The organism is Nonomuraea sp. NPDC049400, assembly GCF_044466425.1.
Taxonomy (GTDB): Bacteria; Actinomycetota; Actinomycetes; order Streptosporangiales; family Streptosporangiaceae; genus Nonomuraea.
In genome coordinates this window covers 1-16,754 of the sequence record NZ_JBITMP010000070.1, presented here as the reverse complement: position 1 = coordinate 16,754, position 16,754 = coordinate 1, and the positions used below count along the sequence as shown (strand labels likewise).

The 16,754-nt window shown below is 67.6% G+C and carries 13 protein-coding genes and 1 pseudogene; 6 read left to right on the top strand and 8 right to left on the bottom strand.

Features of this window, described 5'->3' with window-relative positions:
• Nucleotides 1-295: 295 nt before the first annotated feature.
• The 6 genes and pseudogenes from ACIBVN_RS54060 to ACIBVN_RS54035 all read left to right on the top strand — a co-directional run.
• Nucleotides 296-1,084: an isocitrate lyase/phosphoenolpyruvate mutase family protein gene (locus ACIBVN_RS54060; RefSeq protein WP_397149672.1), complete on the top strand. Its 789-nt coding sequence runs from the start codon at nucleotides 296-298 to the stop codon at nucleotides 1,082-1,084.
• A gap of 66 nt (nucleotides 1,085-1,150) precedes the next feature.
• The gene (locus tag ACIBVN_RS54055; protein ID WP_397149601.1) at nucleotides 1,151-2,008 is read left to right on the top strand and encodes a ParB/RepB/Spo0J family partition protein; all 858 of its coding nucleotides are present in this window, start codon (nucleotides 1,151-1,153) and stop codon (nucleotides 2,006-2,008) included.
• Nucleotides 1,983-2,126 (top strand): hypothetical protein, encoded by a 144-nt coding sequence (locus ACIBVN_RS54050; protein ID WP_397149599.1) that lies wholly within the window; start codon nucleotides 1,983-1,985, stop codon nucleotides 2,124-2,126. The genes ACIBVN_RS54055 and ACIBVN_RS54050 overlap by 26 nt, the downstream gene beginning before the upstream one ends.
• Nucleotides 2,127-2,869: 743 nt before the next feature.
• On the top strand, nucleotides 2,870-3,622 hold the full coding sequence (locus tag ACIBVN_RS54045; protein ID WP_397149597.1) for a transposase: 753 nt from the start codon (nucleotides 2,870-2,872) through the stop codon (nucleotides 3,620-3,622).
• Nucleotides 3,528-3,749 carry a transposase gene (locus ACIBVN_RS54040; protein ID WP_397149670.1) on the top strand — a complete coding sequence of 74 codons (222 nt, stop codon included), beginning with the start codon at nucleotides 3,528-3,530 and terminating at the stop codon, nucleotides 3,747-3,749. Before ACIBVN_RS54045 ends, ACIBVN_RS54040 begins: the two co-directional genes overlap by 95 nt.
• 15 nt (nucleotides 3,750-3,764) lie before the next feature.
• Nucleotides 3,765-4,001: pseudogene (locus tag ACIBVN_RS54035) on the top strand (hypothetical protein); the annotation flags it as partial.
• Between the two features lie 200 nt (nucleotides 4,002-4,201).
• On the opposite strand, the gene ACIBVN_RS54030 reads toward ACIBVN_RS54035, so the two are convergent.
• The 8 genes from ACIBVN_RS54030 to aroA form a co-directional block, all read right to left on the bottom strand.
• The gene (locus ACIBVN_RS54030) at nucleotides 4,202-5,929 is read right to left on the bottom strand and encodes an acyl-CoA dehydrogenase family protein (protein WP_397149595.1); all 1,728 of its coding nucleotides are present in this window, start codon (nucleotides 5,927-5,929) and stop codon (nucleotides 4,202-4,204) included.
• On the bottom strand, nucleotides 5,926-7,599 hold the full coding sequence (locus tag ACIBVN_RS54025) for an acyl-CoA dehydrogenase (protein WP_397149593.1): 1,674 nt from the start codon (nucleotides 7,597-7,599) through the stop codon (nucleotides 5,926-5,928). Before ACIBVN_RS54025 ends, ACIBVN_RS54030 begins: the two co-directional genes overlap by 4 nt.
• A 56-nt stretch (nucleotides 7,600-7,655) precedes the next feature.
• Nucleotides 7,656-9,440 carry a fatty acyl-AMP ligase gene (locus ACIBVN_RS54020; RefSeq protein WP_397149591.1) on the bottom strand — a complete coding sequence of 595 codons (1,785 nt, stop codon included), beginning with the start codon at nucleotides 9,438-9,440 and terminating at the stop codon, nucleotides 7,656-7,658.
• Nucleotides 9,441-9,531: 91 nt separating this feature from the next.
• Complete coding sequence (locus ACIBVN_RS54015; RefSeq protein ID WP_397149589.1) at nucleotides 9,532-11,490, bottom strand: FAD-dependent oxidoreductase; 1,959 nt, start codon at nucleotides 11,488-11,490, stop codon at nucleotides 9,532-9,534.
• Nucleotides 11,487-12,317: an SDR family oxidoreductase gene (locus tag ACIBVN_RS54010; protein WP_397149587.1), complete on the bottom strand. Its 831-nt coding sequence runs from the start codon at nucleotides 12,315-12,317 to the stop codon at nucleotides 11,487-11,489. Before ACIBVN_RS54010 ends, ACIBVN_RS54015 begins: the two co-directional genes overlap by 4 nt.
• Entirely contained in the window at nucleotides 12,314-13,459 is a 1,146-nt protein-coding gene (locus tag ACIBVN_RS54005; RefSeq protein WP_397149585.1) for an acyl-CoA dehydrogenase family protein, read from the bottom strand. The genes ACIBVN_RS54010 and ACIBVN_RS54005 overlap by 4 nt, the downstream gene beginning before the upstream one ends.
• Nucleotides 13,456-15,180 carry an AMP-binding protein gene (locus ACIBVN_RS54000; protein WP_397149583.1) on the bottom strand — a complete coding sequence of 575 codons (1,725 nt, stop codon included), beginning with the start codon at nucleotides 15,178-15,180 and terminating at the stop codon, nucleotides 13,456-13,458. The genes ACIBVN_RS54005 and ACIBVN_RS54000 overlap by 4 nt, the downstream gene beginning before the upstream one ends.
• Nucleotides 15,167-16,474 carry a 3-phosphoshikimate 1-carboxyvinyltransferase gene (aroA, locus tag ACIBVN_RS53995; RefSeq protein ID WP_397149581.1) on the bottom strand — a complete coding sequence of 436 codons (1,308 nt, stop codon included), beginning with the start codon at nucleotides 16,472-16,474 and terminating at the stop codon, nucleotides 15,167-15,169. The genes ACIBVN_RS54000 and aroA overlap by 14 nt, the downstream gene beginning before the upstream one ends.
• Nucleotides 16,475-16,754: the final 280 nt, after the last annotated feature.

Here is a 16,754-nt window from a genome sequence, read left to right as displayed (position 1 = left end):
TCTGCCAGACGCATCGATGCGTCCGCAAGCCACCACTAGGAGGGACCTGCCATGCACGACGCCGAGAGGACGTATGTGAGCAGGAACTATGTAGCTGGCAGTCGGGCAAGTGGATCTGTCCGAGAGCTCATAGCCACCCAGGGGCACCTCCGAGTCGTGGAGGTGCACAGCCCGATCGCCGCTCTCATCGCCGAGAATGCCCGGTGTGGAGCGGGACCGTCCTCCACGCCGAAGAGGTTCGACGCCTTCTGGTTAGGCTCGCTCGCTGATTCCGCAGTGAACGCCACTCCCCGATATCGGGGTCTACTCGGTGCGTGAGCGGCTCGCCAACGTGTCGCGCATCGCTCAGGTCACGTCGAGTCCGATCATTCTCGACGCCGATACAAGCGGGGAGATCGAGCACTTGCAGCTGACAGTCCCCATGATCGAAACAGCAGGTGTGTCAGCGATCGTCATAGAGGACAAGACGGGTGTCAAGCGAAACTCGTTGATCGCCGACCACGCTGTGCACCGCAGCGCTGAACCGTTCCACTTCGCAGCGAAGATCGCCGCCGCGAAGAGCGCGCAGCGCCGCGACTCGCTTATGGTGTTCGCTCGCATGGAAAGTCTGATTCTACGATTTGGCATGGATGATGCGCTGAGAAGAGCGTTCTGCTATGTCGACGCCGGGGCAGACGGAATAATGATCCATAGCAAGCATTGTTCGCCGGCAGAGGTCGTCGACTTTGCTCGTCAGTTCCGCTGCAAATTCCTCCACGTCCCACTCATAGCGGTTCCGACCACGTACTCCAGCATCACAGCCGCCGAGCTCTTCGAGAACGGCTTTTCGGTCGTCGTTTATGCAAACCAGCAGGATGGCAGAATCCCACGCTCACGATTATGGCCCGGTCAGCCCGCGCCGGCCAGTACACCTCTAAACTGCTCCATTCTGGCGCTCTCTGACGAGGAGGCAACGCAGCGAGAGAGAACACCACAGTGGTGGCGTTCGCCTGCTTCCCACGACAGTCTCATCACCAGCACCGACAGCAGGCAGTCACGACCGCTATGCACCGCACAGTCGCGACATCGCGAACCGCCGACATAGTCAAGATCTCCGGCGTTCGACCGCCTCACCCTACCACAGTTAACGATAAAATGAGAGAGGGCACTGGTGTCTAAGATTCTTGAGGTACGAGAGATCGAGATCGCGTCACTGGTGATGAGTGAAGGGCAAGTGAGAATTCGCAAAATACAGGCCGATATCGACGAGCTCGCCACCAGTATCCGTATCCATGGCCTCCTGGAACCTATCCTGGTCTGCTCGTCTCATAGCGGTGACGGGGCCTTTGAAGTCCTAGCGGGGCAGCGCCGGGTTCTCGCCCACCAGAGGCTGGGCAGGGAGAAGATAATGGCCGCCATTATCGATGAGCCAGTCGATGGGGAGAATGCTAAGGCGATCTCGCTGACGGAGAACATAATCCGGCGGGACTTGGACACTAAAGACATCATCGACGCCTGCTCCTGGTTGTACAAGAGGTACGGAAGCGCCCGCGCTGTGGCGAAAGAGACCGGTATCCCGTATGCGCAGGTCCTGAAGCACCTCAAGTATGACCGCTTGCTCCCTGAGCTCCAGTCGAAGGTTGATTCCGGTGAGGTCAGCCTCAATATCGCACTGAAGGCGCAGGATGCCGTCGAGAGCCTGAGCGGGTCCGCGAAATCAGCGGAAGCGCTGGACTTGGCCGAGGCGCTGGAGACGATGAGCGGGGCCGAGCGGCGGCAGATTCTCCAGGAAAAGCGGGCGAATCCGGAAGTGCCCATCCGGGGCATCCTGGAGAACTTCTGGAACGAGAATGAGCGGGACCGACAGATTCTGGTGACACTGCCGGAAGCCGTGCATCGGGCTCTTCAATCGCGGGCGAAGGAAATGAACCTGACCCAGGACGCCGTCGCCGCCCGCCTGATATGTGACGCGATGACCGAAGATCACTATCCCGGCCACCGGGATGGCCGGGGCCGACAGCATCGATGACCTGGGGCTGATCCGGCACGGCGCGATGCCGGAGCTGTTCAGCGGGCTGCGCGTCCCGCCGACCCGGAGCTCGCAGCCCGCGTTCCGCAGCTCGTGGGCACACGGGATCACCGGGTGAGACAATTCCGCTGGTAGAGCGCCTGTTATGGGTGGGTGCGATCAAGCGCTCCGAGCTCGAAAGTGTAGTAACACGACTTACCGAAGACGACTACGGTTAGCTCTGGTTCGTGATTTGTGTAGTCATGTACTTGCGGGTCACCCAGCGGAGCAACGCGGATGGGTCGGTTGTGAGGTATGTCGGCTCTTCGAAGTTAAGCGGGGTTGAGCGCCGGAGCGTGCCTGGTGACGATGTGACGGACTGAGGCCGGCATCTTGAGAAGGCCTGCGGCTCTCGTTGATCATTCTTGTTTGTCAAAGCAAGATCTCACAACAGAAGAGCCGCGAGCGTGGTCAACGATACGACCCAGCTGCTGGGGCTGGAAGGCGTGGCTGTCACCAAGGTCGTCGCCGAGGGCAAGGATGCTGGTCAGGGGCCTGTGGTCTATCTGGAGACCTGGGACGAGGGGGCGCGTGCCTGCCCGGCGTGCGGGACATTCGCGACCCGGATGAAGGAATGGGTGGTCACCCGGCCGCGGGATCTCCCTGTCGCGGGGCGTCGCTGTGACCTGCGATGGCGTAAGCGGCGTTGGGACTATGACCAGCCGCGGTGTCCGCGTAAGTCGTTCACCGAGTGCGTGCCTCAGATCCCGGCGCGCTCCAGGCTCACCGCTCGGTTGCGGCAGGCGTCGGGGGCGGCGGTCGCCGACGGCGGTCGTACCGTCGTGCAGTCCGCCCGGCGATCACGGGCTGTCGTGGCCGGTGGTGTCGGCCGCGTTTACCGCGCACGCCGCCCGCGTGCTGCCCGGCGAGCCACAATCGGTCGCGGTGCTGGGGATGTTCGACGAAGCCGCCCAGGCGTGGAAGGCGGTGGTGGATCGATGGCATGTGGGGTTCGTGGACCTGTCCGGCGGTCAAGGGCTGCTCGGCCAGGTCGAGGGCCGAACCAGCGAAGCCGTCGTCGGCTGGCTGGATGCTCGCGGCCAGGACTGGAAGGACCGGGTGGAGTTCATGGCCATCGACATGTGCACGATCTTCAAGGCAGCCGTCCGCCAGGCGCTCCCGCGCGCCACGCTGGGCGTCGATCATTTCCATGTGGTCCAGCTGGCCAACGCCGCTGTCACTGAGGTCCGCCGCCGGGTCACCGTCCAGGTTCGTGGCCGGCGCGGCCGCAAGGGCAACCGCGAGTGGGAACTGCGTAACCGGCTGATGCGCTCGGCGCGGCGGATGCACGGCACTCAACTCGATCCCATGGTCGACGATCTGGAGGCGCTGCCGAAGACGCTCGGGCGGCCGATCCTGGCCGCGTGGAACGCCGAGGAGGACCTCCTTGATCTACTCGCCCTGGCCCGCCCCCATCCCGACCGGCACGTCATCGCGGATTGGCTTTTTTCGCTTCTACGACCGGTGCGCCACCTCCGGCCTGCTCGAACTCGAACGTCTGGCCACCACGATCGAGACCTGGTGGCCCGAGATCCTCGCGTTCCTGCAGACCGGGATCACCAACGCGGGTTCTGAAGGCACCAACCGCGTCATCAAGACCGTAGCCCGCGATGCCTACGGCTTCCGCAACCCCGACTACCAACGCTTACGCACCCGCTGCGCGACCACCCGTAGAAGCCGCAGATGTCTCAACCCCGCCTAACTTCGAAGAGCCGGCATGTCGCGCTCGCCCGCAGATTCCGGTGGAGACCTTGCGGCATTCGAGGCCGAGGAATTCCTCCCATTCGACATGGGTGGGTGTCCGGTATACCTCGCTCGGGCGGAGGCTCCGCCGCCGGGCCAAGGATGGGCAGGAGCACCCCGCTGTCCCTGCCCGGCTGCGAAGCCACCGTCTCGGAAAACAACCCGAGCCCACGGACTACGCGAATGCCGCTACAAAGGCCTGGCCAAGACCCACGTTCAGCACGTCCTGACCGCGGCAGGCACCAACGTCCTCCGCCTGGCCGACCACTACACCCCGGGCGCCTATCCCCCCGTTCCCGCAGCCCTTTCCAGCAACTCTGCCAAAACCCACGCCCCACCCAATGAAGATCACCAACAGCATCCAGAGAATGTGCCAGAGCCGTCTTCAGCGAGCCGCATCACCGGGAAGATTCACAGGCAGACCGGTGCCGCCAGGCCCAGCCCTTGCCGCCGGTCCAGCCGGTCGGCCGCCTCGTGGACCAGGAAATCGGCTAGTTCTGGCGGCAGGCTCGCGGGCCGGTTCCGCGCAGCGGCCCGCAACCGGTGCAGCACCGCCGCGAGCCAGCGCTGGTCCGCGATGAACGCCGCTGGGTCGCTGGCTCCGTCGCCGGTGCTGCTGGTGCGCCGCCAGGTCTCGAAGCAGGCGCTTGCCACCAGGACCCGGACATACCTGGTGACCAGGTCATAGGACCGGGGGTCCGCCATGATGCCCAGCGAGTCGATGCCGAGGTCCCGGCACTGCGCGGTCAGCAGGCGGTGCTCGGCTGCGAAGTACCCGGCGTGCTGGGCGACATCCTCGTGCAGGGTACCTGCGGGGGAGGCCGCAAGCCCGGCGGCGAGCGCACCGGACAATCCTTCCCGGCCAGCGGCGCTGATGGCGAGGTCGGCCAGGCTCAGCTCCGGCAGGGCGGGGCGGATGGCGAACAGCTCGTCGGGCACGGCGGCGGGCTCCGCCCAGCCGCGCCGGGCCAGCAGCGGGAGCTGGGACAGCAGCGACACCTGGCAAGCGGCCCGGGCGGCGTGCCCGAAGCCGGCGGGCTGGATGTCGCGCAGCAGCTTGGCGAAGATGGCCGCTTCGCCGTCGCGGATGTAGAAGTGCGCGCCGAGGACATGCGACAGGTCGTTCATCGCGTCGATGAGGATCTTGGACGTGAAGAACTTGACCGCCTGGGCGTACACCGGGGTTTGTGCTGGCAGCAGGTGCAGTGCGCGAGTGGCCACGGACGCGAAACAGTCGGCTGCCAGCAGGTCGGCGTATGCGCCGGCGATCACCGACCGCACATGCGGCATGGCGATGACCGGGCCGCCGTACAGCCGACGCCTGGTCGTGTGCCGGATAGCGGTGCGAAGCCCAGTGTCCAGTATCCCGCAGAACATCGACACCAGGGTCGTCCTGGTGATCTGGAAGGAGCGGAGCGCGATCTCCATTCCGTGGCCTAGCTGCCCGAGCAGCGCTGACTCCGGCGCCGGGCAATCGCGGAACTCGATGCCGCCGAGCTGCACCCCGCGCATCCCCATCGTCGCAAACCGGGGCAGGTAACGGAACCGCCGGGGGTCCAGCGACCCCTTGCTGATTAGCAGCGGGGAATGGCTCCGGGGACCAGGCTGGGCGGAGGTGCGGGCGAAGAGCACGAACGCCTCGCTGCGCTGGAGGTTGGTGACGACTTCCTTGCGCCCGTTGAGCGTGATTCGCCCGGCCTGGCAGTCGGCCCGGCATTCGGTACCCGCCATGTCGTTGCCGTGGGCCAGCTCGTGGTAGGCGACGGCGATCCGCTGCCCGGAACGCAGCAGGTCAGCGGCGGATTGCTGCTGCTCCGGGGTGCCCGCCGCCCAGATGTTGACGCCGGCGATGAACGAGCTAGCGCCGTACCCCAGCCCCATGCAGGGATCACGGCGGTAGATCGCCCGCATGATCTGGACCAGGTCATCGAGCCGGTCCAGCCGCCCGCCGAGCCGCGACGGCACGAACTCCGCGTTCAGTCCGAACTCCGCGAGCGTGTCCTCCCCGGGGCCGAATGGGGTCCCGGCCTCATCCGCTGCGAGAACCGGGGCGAACCCGAGAGGGTTGCCAGGCTCGAAGGGATCCCCGAACTCGTGCTCCAGGCGGGCGAGCCGCGCTGGGCCGTCAGCCAGGTTCATATCGCTGTCACCCCGGAGCAGGACAGCGATGGCATCCGGTCGTCATCGCGGGCGTCCAGCAGAATCTGGGCCAGTGAGTCGAAGGCAGCGCCGTGGGTGAGCCCGGTGCGGTGCTGCTCCGGAAGTTTCCCCTCGATCACCGCGAGTGCGCTGCCCAGCCATTCGCTGGACAGTAGCGGCGCACTGGCGGGGCCAGGGTCCCGCTGGCCGTGCGCCCACAGGTGGCAGCTGGCTGATGCGGCGAAGCACAGCTCGAAGTCGCGGGCGACATCGAAGGCTTCCTGCGGTACCTGGTGCGGCTCCCAGGAGAGCCTAGCCATCCGGGTCCGGGTCGCCTCAAGGGCCGCCGAGGCAGCGGCGGCCAGCGCCGGTACCCGGTCCGGCAGGCGGCCTGCCTGGGCCTCGATCGTTATCAGCTCGCTGAGCGGGCCGAGCTGGTCCGTCAGCGAACACCGGCGGGACAACAAGCTCAGCAGGGACACATGCGCGGACCGCGCCGGGACCGCCAGGAGATCGTTATCCCAGGTCGCGGTGGGAGCGCCGCGGGCCAGCAGCGGGAAGTGCTCGACGAGCAGGGAACGGCAGACCGCGGTGCTTCCATCGAAGATGGGGACGATGCGGTGATCCCGGTCCAGTTTCTGGAATGCCCGGTATGGCTCATCGGCGGTCAGGAAGCCGCGCAGCCCGAGCAGTTCGCCGATCGCGGATATCGCTTCTTGGCACAGCTCGGGGACGAGAGCCTTGGCGACCGCGCTGGCCACGGCCATCTCGCTGGTCGCGGTGGCAGCGAGCCTTGCGGCGGCGAAGGTGACCGCCTCCGCGACATGCAGCGTCGCCAGGCACCGTCCCAGCATCTGCCGGATATTCGGCACCTCGGCCAGCCGCTTGCCGTACAGGGTCCGGTGCCGCGCGAAATCGGCGCCGAGCACGAGCGCGTGCTCCAGTGCCCCGAGCGACAGCCCGCAGGCCGCGACCCTAGTGAGCTGCAGTGTCTTTAGGGTAGTTTCCAGGCCGGTGCCCGGCTGGCCGATCAGGGCGCTGGAGCGCAGGTGCGCCCTGGTGAACCCAATCCCGCTGATGTCCGCTCCCCGGACACCGTGGGTGGGCACCTTGGGCAGCGCGTGCCAGGTGCCTGGTTCAGCGTGCCGCTTGTCGAACAGGAGCAGGCTGAAGCCGCGCGGGCCGCCCTCGCGGCTGGTCCTGGCCAGGACGCAGATGAGCTGGGCGCGAGTGGCGTTGTTGATCAGCCATTTCTCCCCGGTCAGGGACCATCCGTCTCCGGACGGCTCGGCGTGTACCTGGCCGGCGAGCAGGTCGCCGCCGTGCCCGCGCTCGGTGAGCCCCCAGGAGACGATGGCGCCGTCACGTACCTGGGTCGCGAGCCGCCTGCGCTGCGCGTCGTCACCGGCTACCCAGACGCAGGCCGCTCCCAGGTAGGTCTTGGCGTGCGCCACGGCGAGTGTGAGATCCTGGCGGGCCAGCAGCCTGATCAGCGCTGTCAGCGCGGGCAGCCGCCGCAGGACATCGCCGTCCGGGTGGTCAGCGTAGAACTCCGCGGCCCCGATGGCGTCCAGAAATGCCGTGGCGTCTGCCGGGAACTCCTGCTGGTCATCGAGGGCGAGCAGGGCATCGGGTGACAGCGGCCCGCCAGGACCGGTCGCGGCGCTCATCGCCTCCTCGACTTGGGCTAGCTCAGTCTGACCCAGCGCCGCGCTGGCCTGCCAGGTCACCAGGCACGCTCCGGCGGGGCCTGGAGCGGCTGGGTCGGCATTGACGGGTGCACCGATGACCAGAGCGCGGTGATCTCCCCGGCCTGAAACAGATCACGCATGGCCAGGCGCTGTATTTTCCCGCTGGTGGTCCGCCGCACCGTCCCGCGCCGGACGAGCGCCAGCCCCATGATGGTCACCCCGGTCTCCCGTGCCACTGCCTGCCTGATCTCGGCCCCGATGCCCGCCAGACGGTCCGCTTTCGTGCTCGGCCTGATCTCGTGGATCACCGCCAGCAGCTCGTCGCCGTCGGCGCCGGTCACGCTGAAGGCCGCGCCGAATAGGCCGCGCAGGTCGGGGATCTCCTCGCGGATGATGTGCTCGATGTCCTGGGGGTAGATGTTGCGGCCCCGTACGATGATCAGCTCCTTGATCCGCCCGGTGACGAACAGCTCGCCATTGCGGATGGCGCCGAGATCGCCGGTGCGCAGATAACCCGAGCGGCCATCCGCTGTCGTGGCGTTGAAGACCCGTTCGGTCTCGCCGGGGTTTCGCCAGTAGCCGGCGCCGACGCTGGTACCGCGCAGCCACAGTTCCCCGATCTGGCCATCACCGCATATCTCGCCGGAGTCCGGATCGACGACGAGGATCTCCAGCCCGCGAACCGTTCCGTTGCTCACCAGGTCGCGGGTGGCGGTGTGCTCCTCTGCGGTATCGGCCCCGCGCAGTATTCCAGCAGCCAGTGACGCCTCGTCGGCGCGCAGTATTACCGGGGCGCGGCAGCCGGTCCCCGAGACGAATACGGTGGCCTCCGCGAGACCGTAGCAGGGATTGAGCGCTTCGCGCCGGAACCCGGCCGGGGCGAAGCGCTGCGCGAAGGCATCCAGAATGCTGGCCCGCACCGGCTCGGAACCGTTGGAGGCGTACTGCCAATTCGACAGGTCGAGGCTGGCGATCTGCTCATCGGTTACCGTCCGGGTGCACTGGTCATAGGCGAAATTGGGGCCAGCGGACCAGGTGAGGTTACGGTTGTCCACCATTTCCAGCCAGCGCACCGGGCGGCGCAGGAACGCCGCCGGGCTCATCATGGTGGCCGAACTGCCCGTATACCAGGCCGGGAGGATCAGGGCCATCAGCCCCATGTCGTGGTAGTGCGGGACCCAGCCGCCCAGCCTGGTCTGTGCGGTCAGGCCGAACGTGGCTACCAGGTTCGCCACGTTCGCGATGATATTGCCGTTGGTCAGCATCACGCCCTTGGGACGGCCTGTTGAGCCCGAGGTGTACTGGAGCAGGGCAAGCGAGTCCACGCGGCGCGGGCGCAGAGCAGCGGCAGGCGCCTCATCAGGCAGCGGGAGAACCAGCAGCGGGACCTGGCCCTGGCCGGAGGAGCCCGCGAAGGCCCGCACCTCGTCCCGGGTCGCGGCGGTGGTGAGGATGGCGCCTGGTCTGGCGTCGAGGGCGATCGCCGCGACCCGTCGTTGCTGGTGGGCGTACCTGCCGGGCAGCGGCGACGGCACCGCAATCACGCCCGCGTATAGGCAGCCCAGGAATGCCGCGGCGAAGTCGAGCCCTTCGGGGAAAAGCAGCAGGGCGCGATCTCCCGGCGTGCACACCCGCATAAGCGCGGCTGCCACCTGCCGAGCCGCGAGATCCAGCTCACGGTAGGAGAGGGAAACAATGTCAGCCGGAGTTCCACTATGAGCGACATACTCAATAGCCGGAGATTCGGGATAATTAGCCGCTTGTTCTTGAACTACATCGGTAAAGCAGAGGGCCGTGCTGAATCGAGATGTTATCGGCATCCGATTTCCTCATCTAATATTGACGACAATCATAAAGATCTCGTTATGCAAGTTCATTTGATTCAAAAATGCAACGGAGATCCTGGTCATGTCAACTTCGCATGATGAATTCACGGGCGGCGCGCAATCCTTCCGCCGTGGCCTGTACGGCGTCCATTCCCGCCGCGTCGCGGGCGCCGCCGACCACCCGGTGCCACACGTGGGACCGCCGGGCCGCCGCAGCGGCCGAGGCGTCGGCTACCTGCCCGACGGCGATCACCACTGTGTCTGCGGGCACCCGCTCCGGGGTACCGTCGCCGCGCGCAATCCAGACCTCGTGTGGGGTGATCCGCTCGCAGCGCACCTGCGTGCGCAGGACGGTGCCCCGGGCCCGCAGCGCGCCCAAGACAGCCCACCGGGTTGACCTGCCCAGGCGCGCGCCGATCCGGCCCCCCCGGTGCAGCACGGTCACAGCCCTGCCCGGCGGGCCGGTCTGGCTGGCGTAGTGCGCGATATCCACCGCGATGCCGCCGCCGCCGATGATCACCACCTGTTCCCCGAGCCGCGCCGTGAACGCAGCGGGGTAGCTGAGCACATGAGGCAGTGCCGTGCCGGGAATGTCCAGGCGGCGCGGCCTGGTGCCGGTGGCCACGATCACGCCGGCGAAGCCACGCAGCAGGTCACTGCTGCCTGGGACAGCGTGCCCCAGCCTGATCTCGGCGCCGAGCGCGACCAGCTCCGCGGCCAGGTAGCGGATCGAGGAGATGTAGTCGTCCTTGCCCGGCACCTGGGTGGCCAGGCGGAACTGCCCGCCGAGCTGCCCGGCGGCCTCCAGCAGCGTGACCCGGTGGCCGGCGGCGGCCAGTTCCCGCGCCGCCACAAGCCCGGCGGGACCACCGCCGACGACGGCGACAGCCGCCGGACGGACGGTCCGTGTGGGCGGCGGCAGCTCCGTTTCCCGCCCGGCACGCGGGTTGACCATGCAGGAAACCGATGGCCCGGAATGGGTGAGCGAGCGGTCGATGCACGCCTGATTGCAGGCCACGCAGATGTTGACCGGGCGCCGTCGGCGCGCGGAATGCATCAGGTCCGGATCAGCCAGGAACGGACGGGCCATCGACACGAAGTCGGCCTGGCCGAGTGCCAGGATCCGCTGCGCGGTCTCCAGCCGGTTCACCCGAGTGCTGGTGATCACCGGTACCGTGCGCGCCGTTGTTGTGATAGCGGCCTTGATGGCGGCGGCAACGGGCGACCAGGTACCGGACGGTACACCGCCCTGGACGGCGGGGACCGGCGACTCATGCCAGCCGATGCCGATGCTGAGCGCGTCCGCACCCGCCGCGACCAGCGCGCCGGCGAAACTCATCGTGTCCTGGCGGGTTACCCCGCCGTCCATCAGGTCGGTTCCCGACATCCGGAAGATCACCGGAAATCCGTCCCCTGCGGCGGCCCGAACCCGCCGCATGACCTCGATCCCAAACCGCGCACGCCGGGCCGCATCGCCGCCCCAGTCATCGTCGCGCCGGTTGGTCAGCGGGGACAGGAACTGGTCGATCAGATACCCCTCCGAACCCATGATCTCCACCGCGTCGAACCCGAGGCCGCGAGCCAGTGTCGCGCCACGGGCGAAGTCCAGGAGCGTCTGGTCGATCTGCGCGCCGGTCAGCTCCGACGGCAACGCGCCCGAGAGCCTGCTGAATACCGGTGACGGCGCCACCGGCCCGCCGGCCCCGGCGGGCGCGTAGCGGCCGGCGTGGAAAAGCTGGAGGGCGATCAGCCCGCCGGCGTCGTGCACCCGTGCGGCGACATGGCCCAGCCGCCGGGTGAACCCGGGATCCGTCAGCACGCCGTACCGCGGCCCGCCCGCCCCGGCTTGGTTGACCGCCGCGCCGCCGGTCACGATCAGGCCGACGCCGCCGCGCACCCGGGCCAGGTAGAAGGCGGCCAGCGCGGCCCCGCCGTCGTCGCGGGCCTCAAGCCCCAGGTGCATTGCCCCCATGATGACGCGGTGCGGCAACGACAGGGTGCCGATGGCGCCGGGGGAGAACACCGCGGGGAGCGGATCGCTCATGGCTGACCTAGATGCTGAGGCCGGTCATCGGGCCAGTCGCTGGCGGGCAGGTCGCTGGTGAACGGCGGCGAGACGACCGACAGCCCGCCGTCCACGACGATCACCTGCCCGGTGATGTACTCCGCCGCCGCCGACAGCAGGAACGCGACCGTGTCGGCCACCTCCTGCTGGGTCCCCGGCCTGCGTTTCGGTATCTTCGCCAGCACCGTGGACAGCGGCGCTATCCCCGGTACCGAGTAGAAGTAGTCCAGGGAATCTGACTCGATCAGCCCACCGTTGACCGCGTTGACATTCACTCCGTGCGGGGCGAACTCCAGCGCCATGTACCGCACCCAGGCCTCGATCGCCGCCTTGGCCGAGCCCAGGGCTGCATACGTTGGGTAGGCGTGGGAGGCACCGTAGCTGGTCAGCGCCACGATCCGGCCCCCGCCGCTCATCAGCGGCAGCGCGTGCTGCGCGCCGAGCACGAACGCGCGCACGTTCATCGCATACGTCCGGTCCAGATTGTGGATCTTCAGGTCGGTGATGTTCTTGAATGCGCTGGCCGCCGCGTTGCACACGTAGTAGTCCAGGCGCCCGTACGCATCGGCGGCTGCGGCGAACAGCCGGGCGATGTCCTCGGGCCGCTCCATATCGGCGGCGATGGTAATGGCCTGCCCGCCAAGCTGCTCAACCTCCGCCTGGGCTTTCTTCGCCAGGTCCGCGTTCTTCTTGTAGCCGATCACTACCGACGCCCGATCGCGCGCCAGGGTGAGCGCGAGCGTTCTGCCGATGCCGCGCGACGCGCCGGTGATCAGTGCGACCTTGCCGTCCGTTGGCTCGTTCACTGGCCGTCCTCGAAGATCATCCGGGCGATCACGGTCTTCTGTATCTCGTTGGTGCCCTCTTCAAAGCGCTGCGCGCGGGCGTCTCGGTACACCCGCTCGATCGGGCTGGACTCCCAGTAGCCGATGCCGCCGTGGGCCTGGAGTGCCTTGTCGGTGACCCTGGTGAGCATGTCCACCGCGGTCAGCTTGGCCATCGAGGCCAGCGCGCCCGCCCCGGGGGCACCGTTTTCCCACTGCCGCGCGGCGTGCAGCGTGAGCTGCCTTGCCGCCTCGATATCGGCGGCGTTCTCCGCGAGCGCGAACGCGACCGCCTGCCGGGCGGTCAGCGGCTTGCCGAACGTCACCCGGTTCCTGGCGTAGCCGACCGCGAGCTCCTGGGCCCGGCGGGCCAGCCCGACACAGCTCATCGCCACCGAGATCCGGCTGGGGGTGAGGAACCCGCCGAGCGCCACATCCAGCCCCTGCCCCTCCGCGCCGAGCCGACTGGTCACTGGGACCGGCACCTGGTCAAAGAGCAGGTGTGCGTGGTCGGTGCCGCGCACGCCCATCGTCAGGGGCATAGCCGTGACCGTGACGCCGGGGGAGTGCCGGTCCACCAGCAGCGCGACCGTGCCGTCCTTGCCCGTGCTGCCCGACACCCGGGCGAACACCAGCCAGTAGTCGCAGTCCACACCGAAGGTGATCAGGTGCTTCTCCCCGGACAGATAATAGGTGCCGCCGTCACGGGTCACCGCGGACCGCAGGTCCGCTCCGGTACCACTGGCGGGCTCGGTCAGGGTGAAGGCCACGTTGATCGCGCCCGCCACCTGGGGGAGGACGAATTTCTTGTGCTGGGCATCATCAGCGAACTGGCTGATCGCTCGCCACATCCCGTTGGCGACGTGCACGATCATCCGCACTGATGCGTGCGACATGGAGAAGAGTTCGGCGAGTTCGAGGTACCGGGAGAACGGTATCCCCTGGCCGCCGTAGTTCTCCGGCGCCGCCAGCCGCAGATATCCGAGTTCCCGCAGCTCGGCCCGCAGCCTCGCCGGGGCTTGATGGGTCCGCTCGATCTCCGCCGCGTACTCCTCGCCGGGACCGCGGACCCAGTCCTCTATCTCTTTTTTCAGTTCGGTTACCCTGCTGTCGGTCATGCTCATCTGCTCTCCTGGGCAACGGATGTACGCACAGACTCATTCACGATCCCGTTCACGTGTTTTCCGGCTTCGATCAGTGCCCGCGCGTGCTCGCGCAGCACGAACTTGCGCACCTTTCCGGTCTGGGTGCGCGGCATGGCGTCGATGATCTCCAGCCGTTCCGGCCAGTACTGCCTAGCCACCTGGGCGCGGTCCAGGAAGTCCTGCATCTCGGTGAAGCCGAACTCCGTACCGGGTCCCCCCGGTCCGTCCGGCGCGGGCACGGTGGTGATAAAGGCGCAGGCCCGCTCCCCGAGCCGGTCATCGGGGATGGCGACCAGGGCGGCATCCCGCACCGCCGGGTGCCGCATCAGGAGCTGTTCGATCTCAGCGACCGGTATCTTCTCCCCACCCCGGTTGATGATGTCTTTCACCCGGCCGCTGATCCGTACGTACCCCTGGTCATCGAGCACCGCGAGATCACCGCTGCGGTACCAGCCGTCCGGTGTCACCGCCTGCTCGGTCAGGTCCGGTCGGTCCAGGTAGCCGGCGAACAGGCAGTCGCTGTGCACCTCAAAGTTGCCTTCCTGGCCTGGCGGGAGAACATTCCCCCGGTCGTCGGTGACCCGCAGCAGCGTGCCGGGCAGCGCCCGCCCGTCGGTGCCCCAGACCCTGGCGGGCTCGTCGTCGGGTACCGACAGCGAGCCGAGACAGGTCTCGGTGCTGCCCCAGGCCCCGCAGACGGCGGCGCCTAGCACCCGGGTTGCCCGCTCCGCCAGGTGGCGGGGGATCGCGGCGCCGGTCGCAACGAAGATCCGCAGGGTGCCTGGCCGCTGGCCGGTGGCCTGGACGATCTCCACCAGGTCAGCGAGGAAGGGCGTAGCGGCCTGGATAAAGGTAGCCCTGTGGCGGCGCAGCAGGTCGAGCCCGGCGCCGCCATCCCATACCGGCATGAGTATCTGCGGGGCGCCGAGACCGAACGCCAGCCACATTCCGTACAGGAAACCCGTCTGGTGCGCCAGCGGGGACGGCACCAGGATGCGGTCCTGGCTGGTCAGGCCGAGCGCGCGGGCCTGTGCCGCCGCCGCGCGGGTCAGCACGTCCATCCGGTGCAGTACCCCTTTGGGCTCACCGGAGGTCCCGGAGGTGAACATGAGCTGGGCGATCGCGCCGGGCTCTGGCGCCAGGCGCTCTAGCAGCCCCTGGTCTGGCACCTGGCGCGCGGTCGCATCGGCATACCAGTGCCAAGACAGGCAGGGCCCTTGACGAGGCTGCTCGTCGCCTGGTGCGATGCCTGGCTCGCGGGGCTTGTCGCTGAGCACCACCACATGTTCCAGGCGCAGGCCGCCGGCCCGCGCCACGCCGGCTATCTCCACCGGGCAGTCGCGGCCCCGGAAGGAGTCCGGGATAACGATGATCCGTGCCTTGGAGCGCCGAAGCATGTCGCTGAGTTCCCGGGCACGGAAGATCGGCATCAGCGGGCAGCAGACCGCACCGATCCGGGTGGCTGCCAGGGTCAGCGCGGCGAACTCAGCGACATTGGGCAACTGCCAGGCGACCGCCTCGCCCGGCACGACACCGAGTTCGAGTAGCAGCATGGCCAGCCGGTCCGCTTCGGCGTCCAAATCCCGCCAGGTCCAGCACCGCGCGGTCCCGCTCTGCCCGGTTTCACCGTGGGTGTCGATTACCGCCGGCTCGGCAGGCAGCTCCCGCGCCCAGCGGCGTACCTGGTCACCGATCCGCACGGCTGACCGCCATCTCGATGCCGATCGCGTTCATCTCCTGCAGGAACCGGGGGTAGGAGATGCGGTAGGCGTTCGGGTAGGTAAGCCGGGTCTCGCCCTCGGCGCGGGACCCGGCGATCGCCAGCGCCATCAGCACCCGATGATCGTTATAGGAGGACAGGTCCGCGCCGTGCAGCACACCGGTGCCGGTCACAAGCAGTCGGTCGCCCGCCAGCTCGGCGTGTCCGCCCATCCGGTTGATCTGCATCATCGCGGAAACCCGGTCGGACTCTTTCAGCCGCACATGGGCGACATCGGATAGCACGCTGGTGCCGCTGGCGGCGCTGGCCAGGACGCTGAGCACCGGCAGCATGTCGGGGACCGAGCTGCAGTTCACCTCTACCGGGGCCAGCCGGATGCCGTCGTGCCGCACCCGTACGAACCCGCTGCCTGCCTCGGCGGAAACCGACAGCCCCATCCGGGCCAGGATGTCGAGCAGGGCGGCCTCGGGATGGTCCACTTGGGCGGACGAACTGGCGGTCAGGCCGACCAGCCGCACGTCGGCTGGATGCAGCGCGGCGGCGGCGAGCCCGAACGCCGCCGCGCCGATGTCGGGCGGCAGGGTGATGGACGCGGGAACGGCCTGCTGCCCCGGCTCGATCTCGTACCGTAGTCCGTCGGGGCTGACCGCCACGTGCAGGCCGAACCGGGCCATCATGGCGATGGTCAGGTCGATATAGCCGCGCTCGTTGAGCGGCCCCTCGACTTCGATGACACTGGGGCCTGTCGCGAACGGGGCGAGCAGCAGCAGGCCGGATATCCACTGCGACAGCGTGCCGGCGATCGTCACCCGCCCGCCCGAGGGCCGGCTTGGCCGGACCTGGACGGGCGGGGCGCCTGTCGGTGAGCTGAGCTGCACGCCCAGGTCGCTCAGCGCGGCCAGCAGCGGGGTGATTGGGCGCCGCTGGAGATACTTCTGTCCGGTGATCAGGACCGGGGCACTGGCCAAGCTGGCCAGGCCGGTCAGGAAATACAGCGTCGTCCCCGAGCTGCCCACCCAGATCTCGCGGCGGGACGGGCGGAGCTGACCGCCGCGGACCAGGAACACGTCTCCTTCGGTCGTGATCTCGGTGCCCAGCGCGCGCAGCGCCGCGATCGTGTGCCGGACGTGACCGGCATCGGACAGGCCCGCTATCCGGCTCAGACCCGGAGCCAGCGCCGCGAGGATCAGCGCCCGGTGTGCGTGATACTTGGAGCTGGGGATTATCAGGTCGCCAGCGACGCGACCCGTAACCTGTTTTACTAGCAGCCGCATCGTCTAGCTCCCCGCCATTAATATAAGGACCTGAACATGTTGCACATTCGGGAATGTTGCCATTTCTTGATGTTATTACCAGATGTGCGCTGATGCCAATGCCGGTGACAGGGGTCTATTCAAAAGCGTGAAGGTGTTCTAGTAGGAGATCGCATTATCGGCGCTCTCAGAAATCCACAGCCTGCGAATTAAGCGAAACTCGAGACAAAACAACGGCTCCTGTCGTGGAATCTCGAATCACCACAACACGAGAGCCGCAGAGGAACCATTAGACCTGCAG

Coding starts and splice junctions, on each gene's coding strand:
- ACIBVN_RS54050 (WP_397149599.1), top strand. CDS start 1,983: ATGGCCGGGGCCGACAGCATCGATGACCTGGGGCTGATCCGGCACGGC.
- ACIBVN_RS54005 (WP_397149585.1), bottom strand. CDS start 13,459: ATGAGCATGACCGACAGCAGGGTAACCGAACTGAAAAAAGAGATAGAG.
- ACIBVN_RS54015 (WP_397149589.1), bottom strand. CDS start 11,490: ATGAGCGATCCGCTCCCCGCGGTGTTCTCCCCCGGCGCCATCGGCACC.
- ACIBVN_RS54020 (WP_397149591.1), bottom strand. CDS start 9,440: ATGCCGATAACATCTCGATTCAGCACGGCCCTCTGCTTTACCGATGTA.
- aroA (WP_397149581.1), bottom strand. CDS start 16,474: ATGCGGCTGCTAGTAAAACAGGTTACGGGTCGCGTCGCTGGCGACCTG.
- ACIBVN_RS54030 (WP_397149595.1), bottom strand. CDS start 5,929: ATGAACCTGGCTGACGGCCCAGCGCGGCTCGCCCGCCTGGAGCACGAG.
- ACIBVN_RS54025 (WP_397149593.1), bottom strand. CDS start 7,599: ATGAGCGCCGCGACCGGTCCTGGCGGGCCGCTGTCACCCGATGCCCTG.